General features: G+C 66.7%; 14 protein-coding genes. 5 read left to right on the top strand and 9 right to left on the bottom strand.

Translation table 11 applies throughout. From position 1 onward, the window contains the following. Positions 1 to 132: 132 nt before the first annotated feature. From N0B71_RS06140 to gpmI, 4 genes are all read right to left on the bottom strand, one after another. On the bottom strand, positions 133 to 915 hold the full coding sequence (locus N0B71_RS06140; protein WP_259757867.1) for a divergent polysaccharide deacetylase family protein: 783 nt from the start codon (positions 913 to 915) through the stop codon (positions 133 to 135). A gap of 3 nt (positions 916 to 918) precedes the next feature. Then, entirely contained in the window at positions 919 to 2229 is a 1311-nt protein-coding gene (locus N0B71_RS06135) for a S41 family peptidase (RefSeq protein WP_259757866.1), read from the bottom strand. A gap of 27 nt (positions 2230 to 2256) precedes the next feature. Then, positions 2257 to 3546, bottom strand: a complete 1290-nt coding sequence (locus N0B71_RS06130) for a murein hydrolase activator EnvC family protein (protein WP_259757864.1) — start codon at positions 3544 to 3546, stop codon at positions 2257 to 2259. Positions 3547 to 3684: 138 nt separating this feature from the next. After that, entirely contained in the window at positions 3685 to 5220 is a 1536-nt protein-coding gene (gene gpmI, locus N0B71_RS06125; protein ID WP_259757863.1) for a 2,3-bisphosphoglycerate-independent phosphoglycerate mutase, read from the bottom strand. Positions 5221 to 5365: 145 nt separating this feature from the next. Here gpmI and N0B71_RS06120 point away from each other — a divergent pair, with 145 nt between their 5' ends. From N0B71_RS06120 to secB, 3 genes are read left to right on the top strand one after another with little or no spacing between them, the layout of a single operon-like run. After that, on the top strand, positions 5366 to 5788 hold the full coding sequence (locus N0B71_RS06120) for a rhodanese-like domain-containing protein (protein WP_138523680.1): 423 nt from the start codon (positions 5366 to 5368) through the stop codon (positions 5786 to 5788). Between the two features lies 1 nt (position 5789). Beyond that, positions 5790 to 6044 (top strand): glutaredoxin 3, encoded by a 255-nt coding sequence (gene grxC, locus N0B71_RS06115; protein WP_024762249.1) that lies wholly within the window; start codon positions 5790 to 5792, stop codon positions 6042 to 6044. 38 nt (positions 6045 to 6082) lie between these two features. Then, positions 6083 to 6565 (top strand): protein-export chaperone SecB, encoded by a 483-nt coding sequence (gene secB / locus N0B71_RS06110; RefSeq protein WP_017517171.1) that lies wholly within the window; start codon positions 6083 to 6085, stop codon positions 6563 to 6565. Positions 6566 to 7333: 768 nt separating this feature from the next. On the opposite strand, the gene N0B71_RS06105 is transcribed toward secB, so the two are convergent. Beyond that, positions 7334 to 7786: a hypothetical protein gene (locus N0B71_RS06105; protein ID WP_259757860.1), complete on the bottom strand. Its 453-nt coding sequence runs from the start codon at positions 7784 to 7786 to the stop codon at positions 7334 to 7336. Between N0B71_RS06105 and trmL the strand changes: the two genes are divergently transcribed. Then, complete coding sequence (trmL, locus tag N0B71_RS06100; RefSeq protein WP_259757859.1) at positions 7785 to 8246, top strand: tRNA (uridine(34)/cytosine(34)/5-carboxymethylaminomethyluridine(34)-2'-O)-methyltransferase TrmL; 462 nt, start codon at positions 7785 to 7787, stop codon at positions 8244 to 8246. The genes N0B71_RS06105 and trmL overlap by 2 nt on opposite strands. Positions 8247 to 8704: 458 nt before the next feature. Here trmL and ntrC read toward each other — a convergent pair whose 3' ends face one another. From ntrC to N0B71_RS06080, 4 genes are all read right to left on the bottom strand, one after another. Next, positions 8705 to 10135, bottom strand: coding sequence for a two-component system response regulator NtrC (ntrC, locus tag N0B71_RS06095; protein WP_259757858.1), 1431 nt, complete (start codon positions 10133 to 10135; stop codon positions 8705 to 8707). Between the two features lie 2 nt (positions 10136 to 10137). Next, positions 10138 to 11214: a nitrogen regulation protein NR(II) gene (gene glnL / locus N0B71_RS06090; protein WP_259757856.1), complete on the bottom strand. Its 1077-nt coding sequence runs from the start codon at positions 11212 to 11214 to the stop codon at positions 10138 to 10140. 207 nt (positions 11215 to 11421) lie between these two features. Further along, positions 11422 to 12003, bottom strand: a complete 582-nt coding sequence (locus N0B71_RS06085) for a DUF4124 domain-containing protein (protein WP_442964667.1) — start codon at positions 12001 to 12003, stop codon at positions 11422 to 11424. 11 nt (positions 12004 to 12014) lie between these two features. Then, positions 12015 to 12563: a DUF4124 domain-containing protein gene (locus tag N0B71_RS06080; protein ID WP_259757853.1), complete on the bottom strand. Its 549-nt coding sequence runs from the start codon at positions 12561 to 12563 to the stop codon at positions 12015 to 12017. Between the two features lie 193 nt (positions 12564 to 12756). Between N0B71_RS06080 and N0B71_RS06075 the strand changes: the two genes are divergently transcribed. Then, positions 12757 to 14964, top strand: coding sequence for a mechanosensitive ion channel family protein (locus tag N0B71_RS06075; RefSeq protein WP_259757851.1), 2208 nt, complete (start codon positions 12757 to 12759; stop codon positions 14962 to 14964). The last annotated feature ends 40 nt before the right edge of the window (positions 14965 to 15004 follow it).

Here is a 15004-nt window from a genome sequence, read left to right as displayed (position 1 = left end):
GTCCGGGCACCCAGGTCCTACTGCTCTTTGTAGGAGCGAGCTTGCTCGCGAACCGCTCTCGGAAACTCTGGTGCCGGGGCTGTTCGCGAGCAAGCTCGCTCCTACGAAAAGCTTCCTGCGCTGGTTGAAAAGTTAGCGGTAGATCCCGTCCCGCCCATGCCCCGCCATGGCGCGGTTGCCGCGTTCGGCGATCATCAGCGGCGGCTGCACCAGCTCGAAGCCCTGGGCCTTCAGGCTCGGCAGCACGCGCCTGAGCACCGCCAGGGTCGCCGGCTTCGGGTGGCCGATCATCACGACCGTGCCCTGCTTGCGCGCCAGCGCAAGGCCGCGCTGCATCTGCTCCAGCACCGCCGCTTCGCTCGGGTCGTCGTCGAGGAACACGTCCCGCGACAGGCTGGCGAGGCCGATCTTCTGCGCCTCCGCCGCGGCCACCGTGGCGGCGCTGGTGCGGCTGTCGAGCAGGAACAGGTGGCGCCGCTGCAGTTCGACCGCCAGCCAGGCCATGGCGGGGCGGTCGGCGGTCATGCGGCTGCCTTCGTGGTTGTTCACGCCCTGCACGTAGGGCACCTTCGCCAGCGCGGCGTCGAGGCGGCGGGCGCGCTCGTCCTGGGTCAGTTCGGGGCGCCAGGCGTAGTCACCGCCGGCCGGGTCCATGGGCATGTGCAGCAGCACGGTGCGCCCGCGTTGGTGCGCCTCGCGCGCCAATTCCGCGGCGTGGGGCGTGTCGGGGATGATCGCCAGGGCAATGGCGGGGGAGATGTCGAGCACCTGGCGATCACGCGCCAGGTTCTGCCCGAGGTCGTCGATGACGATGCTCACCAGCGGCTTGCTGCCGTCCGGCCGGGGCGCGGCGGCCACCGGCAGGCACAGCAGCGCGCCCAGGCACAGGCCGAGCAGTAGCCGGGCCGGGCGCATCGGTCAGTTGTTGCCGCGGCTGACGCTGAGTCCTTTCAGCAGGCTGAGGGCTTGGCTGAGCTGGTAGTCGGCGTCCTGCGGACGATCCACCGGCGCCTTGCCGGCGGCGGTCGGGCGGTCCTTGCCGCCGTTGCCGTTGGCCAGGTGGCCTTGCAGGTCGGCTTCCTTGAAGCCGTCGAAATCGCTCTGCTCGCGGGTCACCTTGGCGCGTTCCACCTCGATGTCCGGGGTGATGCCCTGGGCCTGGATGGAGCGGCCGTTGGGGGTGTAGTACAGCGCGGTGGTGAGCTTCAGGGCGCGGTCGTTGTTCAGCGGCAGCACGGTCTGCACCGAGCCCTTGCCGAAGCTGTCGGTGCCCATGAGGATCGCGCGCTTCTGGTCCTGCAGGGCGCCGGCGACGATTTCCGCCGCCGAGGCGCTGCCGCCGTTGATCAGCACCACCAGCGGAACGCCGTCGCTCGGGTCGGCCGGGTCGGCGGAGAAGCGCAGCTCGGAGTTCGGGATACGGCCCTTGGTGTAGACGATCAGCCCTTTGGTGAGGAAGGCGTCGGCCACTTCCACCGCCGACTGCAGCACGCCGCCGGGGTTGTTGCGCAGGTCCAGCACCAGGCCCTTGAGCTTGCCCTTGTTGTCGTTGCGCAGCTTGGACAGCGCCTTGACGGTCTCTTCGCCCGTGTTCACCTGGAACTGGGTGATGCGCAGGTAGCCGTAGCCCGGTTCGAGCATCTGGCTGCGCACGCTCTTGACCTTGATGATGGCGCGCTTGAGTTCGACGTCGAACGGCTTGCCGCCACCGCGAACGATGGTCAGGGTGATCGGCGAGCCGGCCTTGCCGCGCATGCTGTCCACCGCCTCGTTCATCGACTGGCCCTTGGTCGGCTTGCCGTCGATCTTGACGATCAAATCGCCCGGCTGGATGCCCGCGGCAGCCGCCGGGGTGTCGTCGATGGGCGAGATCACCTTGACGAAGCCGTCTTCGCTGCCGACCTCGATGCCCAGGCCGCCGAACTCGCCGCTGGTGCTTTCCTGCAGCTCGGCGAATTCCTCCGGGCCGAGGTAGGCCGAGTGCGGGTCGAGGTTGCTGAGCATGCCCTTGATGGCATTCTCCAGCAGCGTCTTGTCGTCCACCGGCTCGACGTAGGCCGCCTTCACCCGGTCCAGGACCTCGGCGAAGGTGCGCAGCTCATCGAGCGGCAGCGGAGCCTCCTTGCCGTTGGCCGCGGGGGATGCGGCCGGCGCGTCGGCGGCCTGGGCCGCACCGACACCGAGCAGCAAGGCCAGGGCCAGGGTAGTGAGACGGAAAGCTTGCGACATGTTTGGCTCCTAATGCGTGATCGCCGCTTATCCCTGCGTGCGACACCAGGTCGAAGGGTCCGCCGGGCGACCCTGATGGCGAATGGCAAAATACACCGCCGGGGTACTCTGACCCCCGCTGGCTCCCACGGTTGCAATGGGATCGCCCGCTTTGACGGTATCGCCGGCGTCCTTCAGAAGACTTTGATTATGCCCATAAAGGCTGAGGTAGCCACCACCGTGGTCGAGAATGACCAGCAGGCCTGAGCCCCGCAGCCAGTCGGCGAATACCACGCGGCCGCCATGGACCGCGCGCACGGTGCTGCCGGCGGAGGCGCCGATCAGTACGCCATCCCAGGTGGCGCGGGGGTCGTCGCCGCGCGGGCTGCCGTAGCGCGCCAGCACGCGGCCATCCACAGGCCAGGGCAGCTTGCCCTTGGTGGCGGCGAAGGCGCCGCCGAACCCTGCGCCGCTGGAGACCAGCGGGCCGCTGTAATCGGGGCGCTTGGACGGTGTTTCCGGCTTCTCGCCGCGGCTGGCCAGTTCCTGCTCCCGCTTGACCCGCTCGCGCTCGGCGGCCAGGGCGCGCTGGCGCGCTTCCTCGGCTTCGCGTGCCTGGCGGGCGAGGGTTTCCTCGATGGTCTTGAGGACCTTGTTGAGGTCTTCCTGGCTCTGCTCGCGATCCTTGAGCTTGCTGCTGCTGTCCTTCAGGTCGCTGTTGAGCTTGGCCAGGGTCTCCTGGCGCGCCTTGCGGGCGTCGGCCAGTTCCTGGCGGCGGGCTTCGAGGGCGGCCTGCTGGGCGACCTGCTCGTCCTTCTGCGAAGTGATTTCCTGCTCGACGTTGCTCAGCTGGCGCAGGGTCTCGTTGAAGGCCGAGAGCTGCTCAAGGCGCGCCTTGTTGATGTACTCGTAGTAGGTGAGGGTGCGGCTGAACTTCTCCGGGTGTTCCTGGTTCAGCAGCAACTTGAGGTATTCCTGGCGGCCGCTCTGGTAGGCGGCGCGGGCCTGGATGGCGATCAGGCGCTGCTGCTCAAGGCGCGCGCCCTGGAGTTTTTTTTTCTCGTTGTCGAGGCGCTGCAGCTCTTCCTCGTTCTTCTTCATCTCGTCCTGGATCTGACGGATCTGCTTTTCGAGGTCGCCCATCTGGGTTTCGGTGGACTTGAGCTGCTTCTGCACCCCGGACTTCTCGTCCTGGATGTTCTTCAGGTTCTTCTTCAGCTCATTGATGTCTTTCTGCGTCTGCTCCAGCTGGCGCTGGGTGTCGGCGCGTTCGTCGGCGACGACCGCGAGCGGGCTCAGGAGGCAGATCAGCAGCAGCGGGAGGAGGGCGCGAGGCATTGGGCGGCGGGCACCTGGATTCTGGACCGGGCTAGTATGCCCGTGGCGGGCGCTAAAACAAACGCCCCACACCGCATGGCGTGGGGCGTTTGCTCTGACCGGCGGGAGCTGGCTCACGTTCCCGCGCAATCGGGGGCCTTACAGCAGGGTGATGATCGATTGGCCGGTCATCTCTTTGGGCTGCTCCAGACCCATCAGTTTGAGCAGGGTCGGGGCCACGTCGGCGAGCACACCGCCCTCGCGGATGCTGACCTTGCGCTTTCCGACGTAGACGAACGGCACCGGCTCGCAGGTGTGAGCGGTGTGCGCCTGACCGGTCATGGCGTCTTCCATCTGCTCGACGTTGCCGTGGTCGGCGGTGATCAGGGCTTCGCCGCCGACCTTGTCCAGCGCCTCGACGATCCGACCGACGCAGGTATCCAGGCACTCGACGGCTTTCACCGCAGCCTCGAACACGCCGGTGTGGCCGACCATGTCGCCGTTGGCGTAGTTGACGATGATCACGTCGAAACGCTGGTGCTCGATGGCGTCGACGATCTTGTCGGTGACTTCCGGCGCGCTCATTTCCGGCTGCAGGTCATAGGTGGCGACCTTGGGCGAGGGGATGAGGATGCGTTCTTCGCCTTCGAACGGCTCTTCGCGGCCGCCGGAGAAGAAGAAGGTCACGTGGGCGTATTTCTCGGTCTCGGCGATGCGCAGCTGGGTCTTGCCGTTCTTGGCCAGGTATTCGCCCAGCACGTTGTCCAGGGATTCGGGCTTGAACGCGCTGGGCGCCGGGATGCTCGCCGCGTACTGGGTGAGCATCACGTACTCGGCCAGGTGCAGCTCGCGCTGGCGCGGGAACTCCTTGAAGCCGGGCTCGACGAAGGCGCGCGACAGCTCGCGGGCGCGGTCGGCGCGGAAGTTCATGAACACCACGGCGTCGCCGTCTTCCACGCGCACCGGCTCGCCGATGCGGGTGGCCTTGACGAACTCGTCGCTCTCGCCGCGCTCATAGGCGGCGTTCAGCGCGCCCACGGCGGTCTCGGCGGTGTACTCGGCGGCGCCTTCGGTGATCAGGTTGTAGGCGGCTTCCACGCGGTCCCAGCGGTTGTCGCGGTCCATGGCGAAGTAGCGGCCGATGATGCTGGCGGTGCGGCCCTTGCCCAGGCGGGCGAAGGCGTCGTCGAGCAGTTTCAGCGACGGCTCGGCGCTCCTGGGCGGTGTGTCGCGGCCGTCGAGGAAGGCGTGCAGGTAGATGTTCTGCGCGCCGCGCTGCGCGGCCAGTTCGGCCATGGCGATCAGGTGGTCCTGGTGGCTGTGCACGCCGCCATCGGAGAGCAGGCCGAGGATGTGCACGGCCTTGCCGGCTCCCACGGCCTTGTCGACGGCGCCGGTCAGCACCGGGTTCTGGAAGAACTCGCCGTCGCGGATGGCCTTGGTGACGCGGGTGAAGTCCTGGTAGACGACACGGCCGGCGCCCAGGTTCATGTGGCCCACCTCGGAATTGCCCATCTGGCCGTCGGGCAGGCCGACGTCCATGCCCGAGCCGGAGATCAGGCCGTGCGGCTGGCTCGCCAGCAGGCGGTCCCAGTTGGGCTTCTTCGCGGCGTAGATGGCGTTGAATTCAGGGCTATCGCTATGGCCGAAGCCGTCCAGAATGATCAGGACCAGCGGTTTGCGCGTTGCAGTCATAGGTACGGCTCTTTCCGAGAATAGGGGTCAGAAAAGGACCGACATTTTACCGATTGGTGCCGACAGACGCCATGATCCGCAGGGTTCAGCCGTCAGATACGCGCGTGTATACTGGCCGGCATTTTTACGTCTGGATGTCTTGCGCATGTCTTCGTTTCTCCCTCGTCTGATCGAATTCGCCACCCACCACTACCTGCTGGTCGGTGCCCTGGTCATCCTGCTGGTGCTGCTGGCCCTGCACGAAATGCGCAAGGGCGGCCGCGCCCTGTCCACCCGCGAGCTGACCGCCATGGTCAACGCCGAGCAGGCCGTGGTGCTGGATATCCGCCCGACCAAGGAATTCGCCACCGGCCACATCGTCGGCGCGCTGAACATCCCGGCGGACAAACTGAACGCGCGCATGAGCGAACTGGACAAACACAAGGCCAAGACCATCATCGTGGTCGATGGCATGGGCCAGCACTCGGGCACCTGGTGCAGCGTGCTGCAGAAGGCCGGCTACACCGCTGCCAAGCTTTCCGGCGGCATCGGTAGCTGGCGTGGTGACAACCTCCCCCTGGTGAAGTGAGATGCCGTCGACCTTGATCTATACCAGCGCGTGGTGCCCTTATTGCATCCGCGCCAAGGCCCTGCTGGACAAGAAGGGTGTCGCCTACGAGGAAATCTCCGTGGACGGCAAGCCGGGCGTTCGCGCCGAGATGGCCAGCAAGGCGGGCCGCACCTCGGTGCCGCAGATCTGGATCGACGGAACCCACATCGGCGGCTGCGACGATCTTTACGCGCTGGAACGCGCGGGCAAGCTGGATACGCTGCTCTCGGCGTGATCCCTCATTACTGAAACGATGCACAAGAAGGTCCCGAAATGACTGAACAAGCCAGCAACGGCGCAGCCGAGCAAGACAACAACCCGCAGTTCTCGCTGCAGCGCATCTACGTGCGCGACCTCTCCTTCGAGGCGCCCAAGGCTCCGGAAATCTTCCGCCAGGAGTGGCAGCCCAGCATCGCCATGGACCTCAACACCCGTCAGAAGCAGCTCGATGGCGACTTCTACGAAGTGGTGCTGACCGTTTCGGTGACCGTGAAGAACAACGAAGAAACCGCGTTCATCGTTGAAGTGCAGCAGGCCGGCATCTTCCTGATCAAGGGCCTGGACGCGTCCAGCATGAGCCACACCCTGGGTGCCTTCTGCCCGAACATCCTGTTCCCGTACGCCCGCGAAACCCTGGACAGCCTGGTGGTGCGCGGCTCCTTCCCGGCGCTGATGCTGTCCCCGGTGAACTTCGATGCGCTGTACGCGCAGGAAATCGCCCGCATGCAGGCTTCCGGCGAGATCCCGGCCCAGTAAGCACTGAGGCCGCATGACAAAGGCGCCTTCGGGCGCCTTTTTCTTTGTCTGGCGTTTTGTTTGGTCAATTTTTGATCGGTCTCGCGCAAGCCATGTGCCCCTTCGGTTCCGCGCATTTATCCACAGGCTGTTCCCCCAGTTGCCCAGGAATGCTGTGAGTAAGCCTCAGGCTCTTCGTAGGAGCGAGCTTGCTCGCGAACCGCTTTTCCAAGTGCCTGCGGACACCGGCTGTTCGCGAGCAAGCTTGCTCCTACAGAAAAAGCGCAGCCGCGCGGCGTTCAAGTTTGGTGCGTGCGCACTAGAGGGGCGCAGGCGGGTGGCGGTCTGCTGCCTCGGTATTGGCCGCTCCGCGGTGTGCGCACGGGCTCTTGGAAATCCGCCGAAAGCCCCGTCGTTACTGGCTTTCAGGCGGTCAGCCGAGGTGCTGTGCGACACCAGGGGCGATCTTGGCACGCCCTCTGCAATACCCCTGACAACAGCGATTTCAGGGGCCTCGGTACAGGCAGGCTGGGGAACCCCTCTTTTACAACGTGCGAGCGTGCCACCCGAAGCGGTGGCCGTCGCAACCGGTTCGGGGGTCCTGGTACAGGCAGGCCGGGAAAACCCCCTTTTTATGCCCGCAGGCGCGTCCATGGCGCGCCGCGCACCCGTTAGGGGTCCTGGTACAGGCAGGCCGGGGAAACCCCTCTTTTATGCCGCGATCCTCCGTCGGAGGGTTCGCTTCCCACTTCGGGGCCCCGGACCAGGCAGGCCGGGAAAACCCCGCTTTTATTCGGGCCGCGCGCTGATCGTCAGCCGCCACTGGCCCTTGATCTCGGCGCTGTTCCAGGTGCCCTGCAGGCGCCGGGTCGACAGCAGCGTCAGCAGAACCCCCTTCTCCTGTGGCTCCAGCTTCCAACGCACCGGCGCGTCGCCGATCCGCAACTGGCCCTGCTGTGGCGTGCCGCGGGCGGCGATGTGCAACGCCAGGGCGCCTTCCAGTTGTCCGGCACGCACGGCAGGCTGCGCGTCCAGCACGAGTACCAGCCCCGTCGCCGAGGGCTCTACGGCAAGGATCTGAGGCGGGCCTTCGTGCGGCGGATTGACCAGGCGGCCGAGCATCAGGCCCAGCAGCAGGCCGAGCACGCCCAGCGAAACCATCACCTTCAGCCAGGGCCTGGGCCGCATTTGCGCCTGCGCGGGGGTAGAATGCCCGCCGTTCTCAGGCTCGGAGCGCTGCATGTTCCACGTAATCCTTTTTCAACCGGAAATCCCGCCCAATACCGGCAACATTATCAGGCTGTGCGCCAACGCGGGTTGCAGCCTGCACCTGATCGAGCCGCTGGGCTTCGAGTTGGACGACAAGCGCCTGCGCCGCGCCGGGCTGGACTACCACGAGTACGCCAGCGTGAAGCGTTACGCGACGCTGGAGGAGTGCCTGGAGCAGCTGGGCCGGCCGCGCCTGTTCGCCTTCACCACCAAGGGTTCGCAGCCGTTCCACGAGGTGGCCTACGCCCGCGGCGACGCCTTCCTGTTCGGACCGGAGAGCCGTGGCCTGCCGGAGGAGGTGCGTGATGCGCTGCCCCCCGAACAGCGCGTGCGCCTGCCGATGCGTCCCGGTTGCCGCAGCCTGAACCTGTCCAACACCGTGGCGGTCACCGTCTACGAAGCCTGGCGTCAGCACGGCTTCGCGATGGATTGAGCGTTTTCTGATCGATCCGCGCAAAGCCGCGCCGGGCGTGGAGGGCAGCGGCTTGCCCCAAGCTTATCCACAGGCGGGCGCACAGTGGATGTGGGCAAGCTGGAAAGTCCTGCACAGAAACCAGGCAAACCCACAGACCGCGCGTGCTCTGGGCTGTAGCACGTTCCTTCCCCGTTCCGTGCACAGGGTTATCCACAGGTTGTGGGGATAGATAGTGAAGGTATGTGAGGAGGCATCGGCGGTGCTACACGCTTTCTGTAGGAGCGAGCTTGCTCGCGAACGGGCTATCCGTCGGCGCCAGTGGTGGGGCGGTTCGCGAGCAAGCTCGCTCCTACAGGGGTTATCTGGCGCGTAGGAGCGGACTCCGTCCGCGATTGGCCTGAGCCGGCACCGCGGATACGGCGACGCGCGATGGAACAAAAAAAGGGGCCTTCCGGCCCCTTTTTCGCGACAGGACCTCAGTCCTCGCCATCCTCGTCCGGGCCGTCGATCTTCATGCCCAGTTCCTTGATCTTGCGGGTCAGGGTGTTGCGGCCCCAGCCCAGCAGCACGGCGGCGTCGCGGCGGCGGCCGGCGGTGTGCTTGAGCGCGGTCTCGATCATGATCCGCTCGAAGGCCGGCACGGCGGTGTCCAGCAGGCTGGACTGGCCGCGCGCCAGCGCCTGGTCGGCCCAGTGGCGCAGGGCCTGTTCCCAGTTGGCGGCCGGCACGCTGTCCTGGGGCTGGGTCATCAACTCCGGCGGCAGGTCGTCGATGTGCACCTCGCGGCCGGAGGCCATGACGGTGATCCAGCGGCAGGTGTTTTCCAGCTGGCGCACGTTGCCCGGCCAGCCGAGGTTCTTCAGGTATTCCTCGGTTTCCGGCTTCAGCAGCTTGGGTTCCACTGCCAGTTCCTGGGCGGCGCGGGCGAGGAAGTGGCGGGCCAGCGCCGGGATGTCCTCGCGGCGGTCGGCCAGGCGCGGGATGTGCACGCGGATGACGTTCAGGCGGTGGAACAGGTCCTCGCGGAACTTGCCCTCGCGCACGAGGTTTTCCAGGTTCTGGTGGGTCGCGGCGATGATCCGTACATCCACCTTCACCGGGGTGTGGCCGCCGACGCGGTAGAACTCGCCGTCGGCCAGCACGCGCAGCAGGCGGGTCTGGGTATCGGCGGGCATGTCGCCGATCTCGTCGAGGAACAGCGAGCCGCCGTCGGCCTGCTCGAAGCGCCCGCGACGCTGGTTGGCCGCGCCGGTGAAGGCGCCTTTTTCATGGCCGAACAGCTCGGATTCCATCAGGTCCTTGGGAATCGCCGCCATGTTCAGGGCGATGAACGGCGAGGCCGCGCGCGGGCTGTGGCGGTGCAGGGCGTGGGCGACCAGCTCCTTGCCGGTGCCGGATTCGCCGTTGATCAGCACGGTGATGTTGGAGTGGGAGAGGCGGCCGATGGCGCGGAACACCTCCTGCATCGCCGGCGCTTCGCCGATGATCTCCGGGGTGCGCGTCTGGTTGGCCGGCGCTTCCAGGCCCTGTTGTTCCTGGGCGTGCTGGTTGGCGCGCTTGACCAGGGAGACCGCTTCGTCGACGTCGAACGGCTTGGGCAGGTATTCGAAGGCGCCGCCCTGGTAGGAGGCCACCGCGCTGTCCAGGTCCGAATGCGCGGTCATGATGATCACCGGCAGGCGCGGGTGCACTTCGCGGATCTGCGCCAGCAGGTCCAGGCCGCTGGCGCCGGGCATGCGGATGTCGGAGATGATCACGTCCGGCTGCTGCCGGCCCAGGCGGCTCATCACGCTGTCGGCGCTGTCGAAGCTGACCGTGGTCATGCCTTCCTGCTGCAGGGCCTTTTCCAGTACCCAGCGGATGGAGCGGTCGTCGTCGACGATCCAGACGGTCTCTGATCGGCTCATGGTCAATGGACTCCTTGTTCCAGGGGCAGGAACAGACTGAACACGGTGTGGCCGGGATGGCTCTCGCATTCGATCAAGCCCTGGTGCTGGCTGATGATGTTCTGGGTAATCGCAAGACCCAGGCCGGTGCCGTCGGCGCGGCCGCTGACCATGGGATAGAAGATGGTGTCCTGCAGTTCAGCCGGGATGCCGGGACCGTTGTCGATGATCTCGACCTTGCACACCAGGCGGTGGCGCGTGTGGCCGATGGTGAACTGGCGCAGGGTGCGGGTGCGCAGGGTGATGCGCCCCAGCTTGAGTTCGTTCTGCGCGGCAATCGCCTGCATGGCGTTGCGCACGATGTTGAGCACCGCCTGGATCATCTGCTCGCGGTCGATCAGCAGGTCGGGGATGCTCGGGTCGTAGTCGCGCACCAGCGGGATGCTGCCCTGGGTTTCGGCTTCCACCAGGCTGCAGACGCGCTCCAGCACTTCGTGGACGTTGGTCACCGAGAGCTGCGGCAGCTTGTTCGAGCCGAGCATGCGGTCCACCAGGTTCCTCAGGCGGTCGGCTTCTTCGATGATGACGTTGGTGTAGTCCTTGAGCGATTCGTCCGGCAGCTCGCGGGACAGCAGCTGTGCCGCGCCGCGAATGCCGCCCAGCGGGTTCTTGATCTCGTGGGCCAGGCCGCGCACCAGCAGCTTGGTGGTCTCCTGCTTGGAGAGCTGGGCCTCTTCCTTGGTGATCCGCAGCAGTCGGTCGCGCGGGTGCACTTCCAGCAGCAGCAGGGTGTTGCGGCGGTCGAGGATCGGCGTCACCGCGTAGTCCACAGTGATGGTCTGGCCGGTCAGCGAAGTCAGGGTCGCCTCGCGCTTGGTGAACGGGTGCGCCTCTTCCACCGCCTGGCGCAGCGACTGCAGCGCCTCGGGCGATTCGGTGAACAGCTCGCTGATGAACTGCCCGTGGCTGCGCTGGCCGCTGACCGCCAGCAGCATTTCCGCCGCCGGGTTCATGTACTCCAGGCGCAGCTCGGCATTGAGCAGGATCACCGCCGTGGTGAGGTTGTCGAGCAACAGGCGGAGCTGGGTTTCTGTAGGCATGGTGTAGGAGATGTCCCAAGACTGTGCGGGAAAATGCAAAAAGCAAACCAGGCCCTGAAAAGACGCGTATTTAGCGGCACCGCGCTGATTGGCGGTGCGCGGACGGCCGGATCGGCCCTCGAGCGTGACCTGAAATGGGGAGAGTATAGAAAGTGGTGCAGGCATATGCACCGTTATGGTGCATTTGTGCTGACCGGTGCGCCGGACTCAACGACTGGCGGCGTTGAAGTCCGGCGTGGCGTCGAGGGTGGTCGCTTCGGCGATCGAGACGCGGAACATGTGGAAGGGCTGGTTGGGCGTCTGTTCGATGGTGCGCCCAAGGGTATCGACGATCTCCACCGATAACTGATGGGTGCCGCGGTCGATGTTGTACAGCGGGAATACCGGGCTGCGGCCGGGTTCGCCGACCGGCTTGCCGTCCAGCAGCAGGCGGTAGAGGTGGCCGGGGAGCAGGGCCGGGTCGCTGGTGGCGGAGACGATCAGCGCACCGTCGTTGGCCCGCACGGTGGCATCGGGCTCCGGCACGATGATGCGCAGCAGCTGGTACGCCGGCGGGCCGGGCGGCAGCGCCGGGGTGGCCGGGGCATAGAGCGGCGGCGGCATGCGCACGCCATTGGGGGCGCCCGGCTGGGCGTTGGTCGGCGCCAGTTGCAGTTTCTGCGCGTTGCCGCGCGGTGGCTGGTCGGTGAAGACGCGATTACCTTCCTTGTCGATGTAGGTGTACACCTCGGCGCTGGCCGGCAGGCAGCTCAGCGCCGACAGCAGGGTCGACAACAGGAGGGTCAGCAGCAGGCGCATCGTCAGCCGCCCACCCGGGGTTGGACTTTCGGTCGTTGCGGGCTGTGGGTGCTGATGCGCTGCAGGGTGAAGCTCACCGGCGCGCTGGCCTGGATCACGCGGCTGCCTTGCAGTACCTGGACCGCCAGGGTGTGGTCGCCGCGGTCGAGGTTGTCCAGGCCGATGCTGGTGCTGCTGGTCGGTGCGCCGTAGGGCTGGCCGTCGAGGACCAGTTGCAGTTGATGGGCCGGCGACAGGGCCGGCTGCACCACCACGTTGACCGTGAAGGTGCCGTTGTTCTGCCGCAGCGCCTCGTCATCGGGCAGGTTGCTCAGGGCGAGAATGGCGTAGGTGTTGCTGGCTTGGCTGCCCGTGTCGCTGTCGCTCGGCGCAACGACCGGCGCCTGCGGGCCGACGGTGTTGGTCGGCGGCAGTTCCACCGGCTTGGCGTCGACGTCGGTGGGGGGCTGGTTGGTGAACACCGTCTTGCCGTCGGCGTCGGTGTACTTGTAGATCTGCGCGCTGGCTGGCAATGCGGCGGCGAGCAGCAGGGCGGTAAGGATCAGGCGCATGAAGAATCTCCGGATGGTCGTGCCAAGCCTTGCACCGCCGGCGGCGGCTGGCAAGTTGCCTATTGTCTTTCAGGAGGGCGCCGCGCGTTGTGCGCTGCTGCTCGCCGGGGGACCTTTCCTGCGTGGGACGGGTCCGAGCCTGGCGCCGGCGTCTGTATGATGCGGCGAGCGTCATTGTCCATGGTTGTGGGGTATGTCTGTGATTCCAATTCGTTACCTGCTTCGTCAGTGGCTGTTGCTGTGCTGCCTGGGTCTGGGCTGGTGCGGCGCCGGACCGGCGCAGGCGGCGCTTCCCGGGCCGCTGGCCGGGGTGACGGGCAGTGGCGAGGCGAAGGTCAGCGACGCCCAGCTGGAGCAGTCGCTGAACCAGGTGATCAAGACCCTGGAGAATGACCAGCAGCGCGCCGACCTGTTGAAAAAGCTCAAGCAACTGCGCGACGCCACGCAGAAGAGCTCCGAGGACCAGGGCGGCGTGCTCGGGTTGATCGGCGACACCCTGGGCAGCCTGGAGCGGCAGTTCGAGGGTGCCAACAGCCCCGTGGTGCGCTGGTCCGAGCTGTTCCAGGGCGCCGGCTACGAGTTGGACGCGCGCACGCCGTCGCTGGCCGAGTGGCCGGGGATGATCCTCGATTTCGCCCTGGTGATCCTCATCTGGGCCTGCGTCGCCCTGGGCCTGCGCTGGCTCGCCGGGCGCATGCGCCAGCGCTTCGGCCTGGAGAGCGAGCTGCCCCAGCACCCCAAGACCCGCGACCTGCTGCTGTTCGCCCTGCGCAAGCTGGGCCCCTGGCTGGTGGCCTTCCTGATCACCGTCTACCTGTCCGTGGTGCTGCCCAGTTCGCTCGGCAAGCTGGTGGCCATGGTGATCGCCTACACCCTGGTGTGCGGCACGCTGTTCTCGGCGCTGTGCGTGATTTCCCTGTCGCTGCTCAGCGGCCCGCACCGCATGCGGGCCCTGGACATCCTGCGGCGCCGCGCCTTCCGCCCGTTGTGGCTGATCGGCAGCCTCGCCGCGCTGGGCGAGGTGATGCACGACCCGCGGGTGATCGAGAGCCTGGGCATGAACATCTCGCTGTTCGTCGGCTCGCTGGCGAACATCTGCGCGGCGCTGCTCACCGCCTTGTTCGTCCTGCAATTCCGCCGGCCCATCGCCCATCTGATCCGCAACCAGCCGCTGGAGCGTCGCCTGAAGCGCCGTGGCCTGAGCGACCTGGTGGAGCTGATCGGCTCGATCTGGTTCCTGCCCGTGCTGGTGCTGGTGGGCATCTCGCTGTTCGCCACCATCGTTACCGCCGGCGACAGCAGCTATGCCCTGCGGCGCGCCCTGGTCTGCGCCGCCGTGGCGGTGGTGGCGATGACCGTCAACGGGCTGATCCGCCGCGCCCACCTGCGCTCGACACGGCGCGGCGCGCGCCGGCATGCGCCGTACATCGAGCAGTTGCAGAACTTCGGCTACACGCTGCTGCACCTCGCCAGCCTGTTGTTCTTCCTGGAGATCGGCCTGCGCGTGTGGGGCATGTCGCTGATCCGCTTCGCCGAGGGCGATGGTTCGCAGATCAGCCTCAAGCTGTTCAGCTTCGGCACCACGCTGCTGGTCGCCTGGCTGGTGTGGATTCTCACCGACACTGCGGTGCAGCACAGCCTCGGGCTGGGCGGCAAGAAGAGCGCCAATGCCCGCGCCCTGACCATGCTGCCGCTGATCCGCAACGTGCTGTTCGTGACCATCGCGGTGATCGCGCTGATCGTCGCCCTGGCCAACATGGGCATGAACGTCACGCCGCTGCTCGCCGGTGCCGGCGTCATCGGCCTGGCCATCGGCTTCGGTGCGCAGTCGCTGGTGGCGGACCTGATCACCGGCCTGTTCATCATCATCGAGGACTCGCTGTCCATCGACGACTACGTGGACGTCGGCGGGCACCTCGGCACGGTGGAGGGCCTGACCATCCGCACCGTGCGCCTGCGCGACCTGGACGGCGTGGTGCACACCATCCCGTTCAGCGAGATCAAGAGCATCAAGAACTACTCGCGGCAGTTCGGCTACGCCATGTTCCGCTGGCCGGTGCCGGCGACCATGCCCATCGACGATGCGCTGGCGCTGGTCAAGGAGGTCTCCGGCGAGTTGCGCGGCGACCGCACCATCAACCGCGCCATCTGGTCGCCGCTGGAAATCCAGGGCATCGAGAGCTTCGACGCCGGCCAGGCGATCCTGCGCTTCCGCTTCAAGACCGCGCCCATTCGCCAGTGGGAGGTGCAGCGCGCCTTCAACCTGCGCCTGCGGCAGAAGCTCGACAAGGCGGGGCTGGAACTCTCCATGCCACGCCTGAACGTGCAGCTCTCACGCATGCGCAAGCCGCGCCGCGAGGACGACGAGGAACACGGCGCGCCGGCGGACGGTGGCATCTGATCCTGCGGCTCTTCGTAGGAGCGAGCTTGCTCGCGAACCG

The organism is Pseudomonas sp. GCEP-101 (assembly GCF_025133575.1).
Taxonomy (GTDB): domain Bacteria; phylum Pseudomonadota; class Gammaproteobacteria; order Pseudomonadales; family Pseudomonadaceae; genus Pseudomonas; species Pseudomonas nitroreducens_B.
The sequence above is the reverse complement of the archived record's forward strand: the minus strand, read 5'-3'. Positions and strand labels throughout refer to the sequence as shown.

What these genes read in the sequence shown, in the direction of transcription:
- N0B71_RS06140 (WP_259757867.1), bottom strand. Translation starts at nt 915, where the DNA reads ATGCGCCCGGCCCGGCTACTGCTCGGCCTGTGCCTGGGCGCGCTGCTG.
- N0B71_RS06135 (WP_259757866.1), bottom strand. Translation starts at nt 2,229, where the DNA reads ATGTCGCAAGCTTTCCGTCTCACTACCCTGGCCCTGGCCTTGCTGCTC.
- N0B71_RS06130 (WP_259757864.1), bottom strand. Translation starts at nt 3,546, where the DNA reads ATGCCTCGCGCCCTCCTCCCGCTGCTGCTGATCTGCCTCCTGAGCCCG.
- gpmI (WP_259757863.1), bottom strand. Translation starts at nt 5,220, where the DNA reads ATGACTGCAACGCGCAAACCGCTGGTCCTGATCATTCTGGACGGCTTC.
- N0B71_RS06120 (WP_138523680.1), top strand. Translation starts at nt 5,366, where the DNA reads ATGTCTTCGTTTCTCCCTCGTCTGATCGAATTCGCCACCCACCACTAC.
- grxC (WP_024762249.1), top strand. Translation starts at nt 5,790, where the DNA reads ATGCCGTCGACCTTGATCTATACCAGCGCGTGGTGCCCTTATTGCATC.
- secB (WP_017517171.1), top strand. Translation starts at nt 6,083, where the DNA reads ATGACTGAACAAGCCAGCAACGGCGCAGCCGAGCAAGACAACAACCCG.
- trmL (WP_259757859.1), top strand. Translation starts at nt 7,785, where the DNA reads ATGTTCCACGTAATCCTTTTTCAACCGGAAATCCCGCCCAATACCGGC.
- N0B71_RS06105 (WP_259757860.1), bottom strand. Translation starts at nt 7,786, where the DNA reads ATGCAGCGCTCCGAGCCTGAGAACGGCGGGCATTCTACCCCCGCGCAG.
- ntrC (WP_259757858.1), bottom strand. Translation starts at nt 10,135, where the DNA reads ATGAGCCGATCAGAGACCGTCTGGATCGTCGACGACGACCGCTCCATC.
- glnL (WP_259757856.1), bottom strand. Translation starts at nt 11,214, where the DNA reads ATGCCTACAGAAACCCAGCTCCGCCTGTTGCTCGACAACCTCACCACG.
- N0B71_RS06080 (WP_259757853.1), bottom strand. Translation starts at nt 12,563, where the DNA reads ATGCGCCTGATCCTTACCGCCCTGCTGCTCGCCGCCGCATTGCCAGCC.
- N0B71_RS06075 (WP_259757851.1), top strand. Translation starts at nt 12,757, where the DNA reads ATGTCTGTGATTCCAATTCGTTACCTGCTTCGTCAGTGGCTGTTGCTG.